Raw genomic sequence first — 2774 nt, 5'->3', positions numbered from 1 at the left:
GCCGACGCCCGCCGCGGCGGCCATGCCGGCGAAGGCGTTGCCGCCGGCGGAGGTGAAGGCCATGGCGCTGACCACGGAGGCCAGGCCGGCCTGCGAGCCCACCGAGATGTCCAGGCCGCCGCAGATGACCACCACGGTCTGCACCACGGCGAGCAGGCCGGTGATGGTGGCGGCCTCGGCGATGACCTGGATGTTGGTCCAGCTCAGGTAGTTGTCGTTGAGGACCCCGAAGACGGCCAGCACCACGGCGAGCGCGCCGGCCAGGCTGAGGTTCTGGCCGCCGACGCCGGCGAGCAGGGCGAGCGGGCGGGCCGGGCGGCCGTGCGGCGTGCCCTTGAGGGCCGGCGGGGTGGTGGCGGTGGTCATGAGGAGGCTCCGGAGGAAGTCGTGCCGGTGATGTCGTCGGCCATGGCGAGTTGGAGGACGGCCTCCTCGGTGGCGTCGGCCCGGTCCAGTGCGCCGGTGACGCGCCCGCCCTGCATGACGACGATCCGGTCGGCCAGGCCGAGGAGTTCGGGCAGTTCGGAGGAGATGACCAGCAGGGCGACGCCCTGCTCGGCGAGATCGGCGATGATCCGGTAGATCTCGGCCTTCGCGCCGACGTCGATGCCGCGGGTCGGTTCGTCCAGGATCAGCAGCTTGGGGCGGCGGGCCAGCCAGCGCGAGAGCACGACCTTCTGCTGGTTCCCGCCGGAGAGCTTGCCGACCTCGTGCTCGACCGACGGGGTGCGCACCCGCAGCCGCTCGGCGTACTCCCCGGCGAGGTCGCGTTCGGCGCCGCGCTTGACGAACCGCCAGCGGCGCAGCCGTTCCAGGACGGCGATCGAGGTGTTGTCGCGGACGGAGCGCTGCAGGAAGAGCGCCTGGGCCTTGCGCTCCTCGGGGGCGAGGGCGAGACCGGCCCGGATCACCCGGCCGGGGCTGCCGGTGGGCAGCGGCCGGCCGTCGAGGGTGACGGTGCCGCCGCGCACGGGCAGGTCGCCGGCCAGGGCGAGGGCGAGTTCGGAGCGTCCGGCGCCGATCAGACCGGCGAGGCCGACGACCTCGCCGGCCCGGACGGTGAGGTCGACGCCGCGCACGTGGTCGGTGGTGACGCCGCGGGCCTCCAGGACGACGCGGTCGGTGGCGACGGTGCGGCGTACGAACAGGGCCGAGAGGTCGCGGCCGACCATCTGGCGGACCAGTTCGCCCTCGTCGGTACGGCGCGCGTCCTGCACGGTGACCAGGGCGCCGTCGCGCAGGACGGCGATCCGGTCGGCGAGCCGGAAGATCTCCTGCATCCGGTGCGAGACGTAGACGACGGCGACGCCCTGCCGGCGCAGCCGTCCGACCAGGGCGAACAGGGCGTCGACCTCGTGCTCGGAGAGCGAGGAGGTCGGCTCGTCGAAGGCGATCAGCTTGGCCTCGCCGGTCAGGGCGCGCATGATCTCGACGAGTTGGCGCTGGGCCGAGGTCAGCTGGGAGCCGAGCAGGTCGGGGTCGAGGACGCCGGCGAAGCCGAGCCGGTCGAGGTCGGCGGTGATCCGGCGGCGCAGTCCGGCGCGGTCCAGGCGGCGGCCGGCGGTCGTGGGCAGGGCGCCGGCGTAGACGTTCTCGGCGACCGAGACGTGCGGGATGATCTCGGGTTCCTGCGGGATGATCCGGATGCCGAGGGCCCTGGCCTGGGCCGGGGAGCGCAGGTCGACGGGCCTGCCGTCGAGGACGACGCGGCCCTCGGTGGGCTGGTGGTCGCCGGTGAGGATCTTCAGCAGGGTGGACTTGCCGGCCCCGTTCTCCCCCATCAGGGCGGTGACCTGGCCGGCCGGGAAGTCGAGGGTGACGCCGGCCAGGGCCTGGACGGATCCGAAGCGCTTGGTGACGCCCTCGACGCCGGTGCCGCGCCGGTCCGGGCCCGGACCGGCAGGCGCAACAGGCGCGCCGGCTGCGGGTGCGCCGGCGGCCGGTGTGCCGGGTGCGGGCGCGGGGCCGGTGGGTGGTCGGGGGTCGGCGTTCGGGCGGCGCGCTGTGCTCACGGCCGGGTCTCCTCGGGGAGTCGGAGGGTGGTCAGGGAGGCGGGGGGCTGGGCGGCGGGGGGCTGGGCGGCAGGGCGGCAGGGAAGCGGGGCGGCCGTCCGCGGGTGGAAGGACCGGGACGGCCGCGCGCCGCCGAAGGGGTGAGGACCGGGTGGTGAGGGCCGGTCAGCTGCAGGTGACCCCGGCGCCCTTCCAGCCGGCGGGGTCGACCATGGTGGTCTTCGCGAACGCCTCGGCGGGCATGTCCTTGCCGTTCTTGAGCTTGTCGTACATGGTCTGGACGGCGAGCGCGCCGACGTCCCGGCCGTTGATGAACAGGGCGGCCTTCATGCCGGAGGGCTTGCCGCCGCTCCAGTCCTTGCAGGCGAGGTAGGCGCCGAGGCCGACGCCGATCACGTTGTCGGCGCTGACGCCGGCGTTCTGCAGCGCGGTGACGCCGCCGTGCACGTTCTCGTCGTTGCAGCCCCAGACCACCCAGTGCTTGACGCCGGCATTGGCGGTGACGGTCGCGGCGACCTTGTCCTGGGCCCCGGTGGGGGTGTTGTCGGTGGCGACCTCGATGGTCTGGACGCCGGGGGCGACGGTGCCGAAGGCCTCGCGGGCCGCCTTGACCCGGTCCCCGCAGACGGTCACGTCCTGCTTCCAGGCCGCGATGACGCGGGTGTCGGCGGCGGTCCAGCCGGCCTTCTTGTACTCGTCGGCGGCGCGCTTGCCGACCTCGGCGCCCATCTGGGCGCCGCTGAAGCCGACCCGCGGGACGAG

2 protein-coding genes and 1 pseudogene are annotated in these 2774 nt (G+C 74.5%); all 3 read right to left on the bottom strand.

Features of this window, described 5'->3' with window-relative positions:
* Positions 1 to 366: pseudogene (locus ABZ885_RS38835) on the bottom strand (ABC transporter permease); the annotation flags it as partial.
* Positions 363 to 2012: a sugar ABC transporter ATP-binding protein gene (locus ABZ885_RS38830; protein WP_360199567.1), complete on the bottom strand. Its 1650-nt coding sequence runs from the start codon at positions 2010 to 2012 to the stop codon at positions 363 to 365. The gene ABZ885_RS38830 and the pseudogene ABZ885_RS38835, both read right to left, overlap by 4 nt.
* A gap of 165 nt (positions 2013 to 2177) precedes the next feature.
* On the bottom strand, positions 2178 to 2774 hold a 597-nt coding region (locus tag ABZ885_RS38825), incomplete at its 5' end, for a substrate-binding domain-containing protein (RefSeq protein WP_360199565.1).

The sequence above is a fragment of the Kitasatospora sp. NPDC047058 genome (assembly GCF_040643935.1).
GTDB lineage: Bacteria > Actinomycetota > Actinomycetes > Streptomycetales > Streptomycetaceae > Kitasatospora.
Note: the sequence above shows the minus strand (reverse complement) of the source record. Positions and strands in the feature narration are given on the sequence as shown.